The organism is Acidovorax sp. HMWF018 (assembly GCF_003061035.1).
Lineage (GTDB): Bacteria > Pseudomonadota > Gammaproteobacteria > Burkholderiales > Burkholderiaceae_C > Acidovorax > Acidovorax delafieldii.
In genome coordinates, this window is record NZ_QAIM01000418.1 from 1 (window position 1) to 4,304 (window position 4,304).

The following is a 4,304-nucleotide window of genomic DNA, read 5'->3' on the forward strand; positions in this document are numbered from 1 at the left end:
GGCCGCGTTGCGGCTGCGTCCGGCCAATGACACCGCCTGCAGGGACAGGCCGTCAATTTCGTTGGTGATGCCTGACAGCACATTGGCCACCACCGCAAACTCGCGCCCGTGCTGCCCGGCACGCGCTGCCATCACCTGGGCGTTGAAGCTGACCACCTTGGCCTCGCGTGCCACGGTCTGGATCGAGGCCACGATGCCGGCCAGCTCTTTCATCAGGGTTTCGGACTGCGCCTTGCTTACCCGGTCGAACGCGGTGGTGGCCGTGTTGAGGGCGTCGAGCACCCCGTCGGTGGTTTCGACCAGCCTAGCCAGGGCGTCTTCCACGCGCGGGCTCTGGCGCTCGGCCAGGTCCAGCGCCGTGCCCACCTGCTGGGCAAACGCGTCGATGGTGGCGCCCACACCCTGGGGGCCGTGGTAGGCCTTGCGGATGATTTCGCCGCTGGCGGCATCGAGGTGGCGGGGCGTGTCCACCAGCCGGGCCTGGCTGTCGGTGAACAGCGTGAGCGAGCTGCGCGCGGCCTTCAGGTGCAGGTCGCTGCCGCGCGCGGCCAGCACGGTTTGCAGCACCATGCGCTGCGACAGCATGCGCTGGCGCGCCGCAAGATTGACGAGCGACATGCCCCCATCGCGCGATGGAGCCTGTGCAGGGGACGACAGCGTGGGCATGCTGGAAGTGCGTGCGGGGAGGGGGAAGGCTGCCATGGTGTTCCTTGTGCGTGTTGCATTCAGATGCATGTCTTCAAGCAATACCCGGGCCAATGTGCGTACAGCTGCATGACCCAATGCGGTGCTGTGGAGCGGGAGGCCAGGCTTGATGAAACACGCGGCTGCGCTGCGCGTGGGCGTGCCTTGAAGCACATTGGTTTGCGCTCGCGCACGGTGCATCCCCGACCTGCGCAGCGCGCACTCGGGCCCGTGGAATTGTGGGGGGGCGTTGTGTGTGCTCAGCCCGCGCGCCGGGCCTGCAACGGCACGGCGCCAGCGTCCTGCACGGCCAGTGCGACACCGCGCACAACATCGCCCACCACAATCACCGAGGGGCTGGCCAGCCCTTCGCGGGTGATGGTGGCGTGCAGCGCACCCAGGGTGGTGATGGCATGCCGCTGGTGGGGCAGGCTGGCGTGCTGGATGACGGCGACCGGTGTGTCTGCGGGCAGGCCGGTGAGCAGTTCTTGCTCGATGGTGGCGGCGCCGCTTACGCCCATGTAGATGACCAGCGTGAGCTTGGCGTCGCGCGCCGTGGCGGCCAGTTGGCGCCAGTCGGTGCCCGCGTCACCGGGCTTGGCGTGGCCGGTGACAAACACCACGCCGTGGGCATGCTCACGGTGCGTGAGCGGTGCGCCCAGCGAGGTCAGGCCCGCCAGGCCTGCGGTGATGCCGTTGATGACGGTGACCTGCACACCGGCGGCACGCAGGTGCTCCACCTCTTCGCCACCCCGGCCGAAGATGAAGGGGTCGCCGCCCTTGAGGCGCACCACGTTCTCGCCTTCGTTCACGGCCATCAGCATCAGCTTTTCGATGAAGGCCTGTGGCGTGCTTTTGCAGCCGCCGCGCTTGCCCACGTAGACGATGCGCGCCGTGGGCGATGCGTGCTCCACGATGGCATCGCTCACCAGATCATCCACCAGCAGCACGGTGGCCGCCTGGATAGCCTTGAGCGCCTTGAGGGTGAGCAACTCCGGGTCGCCCGGGCCTGCGCCCACCAACGTGCAGCTGCCGCCGGTGCCCAGGTGGGGTGGGGCTGTGGGCGATGTGGTGGAAGGCGTGGGGCGGCTCATGGGGATGTCTCCGAAACGGTTTGATCGACCAGTCGCAAGATATGTTCCACCTGCCGTTCGATGGCGTGTGGAATGGGCAAATCGCCCGCCAGCACCTGGCGCGTGTAGGCGGCTGTGGTGGCCACATCGATCTCGGCGGGCAGACCGGGCACCTCGCTGGCCGTGCCCGGTTGTTGTGCCTCCAGCACCGTATGCACGCCGTGCACAAAACCGTCGTAGCGGGGGGTGCGGCGTGGGTCCGTGGCGACCTCGCCCTCCAGCCCGCGCGAGAGCAAGGCGTTCATCCCCAGGGTGCGGAAGGTGCTCTGCAGCATCTCGAAATATTCGGGGTGTGTGTACGCCGTGACCACCACCGACGGCCCCGCGCACGGGCTCATCAGCTTGACCACACTGTGCCCTGGGTTGCGCAGGCCCACCACCTCGCGCACGGCCAGCAGGCGTGCCAGCCCTGCGTGCAGGTGCTGGGTGTGGATATGGCGGACCGTGCCATTTGCTATCTTTTCAGGAGCTGTCAGGGCAGGTACTTCTAGCGCATTGAGCACATCCGATGCCAAAACGCGCCCCGCCTCGGTGCGCATGCCGTGCAGCAGCACGGGCAACCCTTCACGGGCCAGCAGCAGCGCCAGCAGCGGCGTCAGCACCGGCAGCTTGCGCGCGCCGTTGTAGCTGGGCAGCACGATCAGCGGGCGGTCGGTGGCGGGCAGTAGCGCAAGGCGGCTATGCGTGGCATCCAGAAAGCCGCACATCTCCTCGGACGTCTCACCCTTGATGCGCATGGCCAGGCAGAAGGCGCCAATCTCCAGGTCGGTCACGGCGCCGTCCAGCACCTGGCCGAACAGGTCCGTGGCCTGCTCGCGCGTCAGCGGCTTGGCGCCGCGCGCGCCGCGGCCGATTTCCTTGATGTACTGGCTAATGCCCATGGTCTGTGTTGGCGGGATGGGTGAAACAGGGCTCCAGCGTCGTTATCTCGGCTTGCCGTACGCAAGTACTGTCTGCGCCGCGATGCCTAGCTGGAGCCCTGTTGCACCCATCCTGATGCTGTGGGGTGTTGGTGCGCTATTTTCCTTGAGCTCAGACAACTTTTGGTTATATGACGGCCTGCGCGAGCGGTTTGGACGCCAGTGGCCCCGTATTGCGCACCATGCGCTTGAGTTCGGGCACGCACGAGCCGCAGTTGGTGCCGCAGCGCAGTTGGCCTTGCAGTTGCGCCAGGCGGTCGTCGTCGGTGCCATGGCAGTGCGCCAGTTGGGCGGTGATGGCGGCGTCCGTCACGTTGAAGCAGGTGCACACCGGTTTGCCGCGCGACTGCACGGCCACGGGGGCCTTGGCGCCGGGCACCAGCAGCAGGCGGCCGTAGGTCTGTGCAGGCAGCTCTTCCTGCAGCAGGGTCTTGAGCCAGCCTTCGGCGCTGGTGTCGCCAGCGAGCACGATGCCTTCGAGCGTGGTGTTGTCGCCCTGGCGCGCCAGTCGTGCGGCGCGGCGCTGGCCGCGTTTTTTGTCGGCATAACGCAGCGTGTCGGCGCCTGCCATGCCCAGCAGGGCTTCGATCTGTGCGATCAACGCATCGGGCGGTGCCTCGTGGGCGGCGGCGCGCAGCAGCACGCCAGTGCGCTCGCGGCCGGGCTCATCCAGCGGGGTGTTGTTGCTGAAGGGGACGCAACTCGTGTACTGAAAATAGGGAAACTGCGCCATCAGCGCAGACAAGGCTTCGCGCGCTGCCAGTGCACCTTCGGCAGGCAGCCAGGCCATGGCCAGCAGCGTCCACGGCAGTTCGGCCTTGAGCACCTTGACGGCCGCGTGTTTCAGCTCGGGTTGTTTGGAGGTGGGGCAGAACGCCGAGGTGGTGAGCGCATTCACGCCCGCCAGCCGTTCGCCGGTGGAGGACACGCCGCTCAAAAATTCGCTGCCCCAGTGCATCGCCATGAACACCTGCGACAGGCCCAGCGTGGTGTCGGCCTGCACGGGCACCACGATGGAGCCGCGCTTGCTGGTCACATGCACCAGGTCGCCGCTGGCCAGCTTGCGCCGCTCCATGTCCTGCGGGTGCATCTGCAGGCTGGGTTCGGCCACATGGCCAAACAGGCGGCCCAGCGTACCGGTGCGGGTCATGCCGTGCCACTGGTCGCGCAGGCGGCCCGTGGTCAGGCTGAAGGGGTAGCGCGATTCGCGGGGCTCGGCGGTGGGTTGCCATGCATGCGCAACAAAACGCGCGCGGCCGTCGGCGGTGGGGAACACGCCATCTTCGTACAGGCGGGCCTTGCCGGTGGTGGTGCCATCCTCCAGTGGCCACTGCTGCGGGCCTTGGGCCTCGAGCATCTCCCAGGACAGCCCCGTGATGTCCAGGTCACGCCCGCGTGTGCTCTCGCGGTGCTCCTTCCACACGGCTTCTGCGCCCATATCGGCCGCGTCTGTGGCGTAGGGGAACAGCGTGGGTGCACCAGGCCGCAGGCGTGCCTCCAGCTGGTGCGCAAACTGCACCGCAATGGCCCAGTCGTGGCGCGCCACGACTGGGCCATTGCGGTGCAG

Annotated in this window: 4 protein-coding genes; all 4 read right to left on the minus strand. The window is 67.6% G+C overall.

Translation table 11 applies throughout. The annotated features are described in order from the left end of the window. The coding region (locus DBR23_RS17120) for a type IV pili methyl-accepting chemotaxis transducer N-terminal domain-containing protein (RefSeq protein WP_108499045.1) at nucleotides 1-702 on the minus strand (702 nt) is incomplete at its 3' end. A gap of 242 nt (nucleotides 703-944) precedes the next feature. Continuing rightward, nucleotides 945-1,778, minus strand: coding sequence for a uroporphyrinogen-III C-methyltransferase (gene cobA, locus DBR23_RS17125; protein WP_099730841.1), 834 nt, complete (start codon nucleotides 1,776-1,778; stop codon nucleotides 945-947). Further along, complete coding sequence (gene ybiB, locus DBR23_RS17130; RefSeq protein WP_108499046.1) at nucleotides 1,775-2,698, minus strand: DNA-binding protein YbiB; 924 nt, start codon at nucleotides 2,696-2,698, stop codon at nucleotides 1,775-1,777. Before ybiB ends, cobA begins: the two co-directional genes overlap by 4 nt. A 166-nt stretch (nucleotides 2,699-2,864) precedes the next feature. Further along, on the minus strand, nucleotides 2,865-4,304 hold a 1,440-nt coding region (locus DBR23_RS17135), incomplete at its 5' end, for a molybdopterin dinucleotide binding domain-containing protein (protein ID WP_199227734.1).

Excerpts from the sequence above, each read along its gene's own strand:
- cobA (WP_099730841.1), bottom strand. The coding sequence starts at position 1,778 with ATGAGCCGCCCCACGCCTTCCACCACATCGCCCACAGCCCCACCCCAC.
- ybiB (WP_108499046.1), bottom strand. The coding sequence starts at position 2,698 with ATGGGCATTAGCCAGTACATCAAGGAAATCGGCCGCGGCGCGCGCGGC.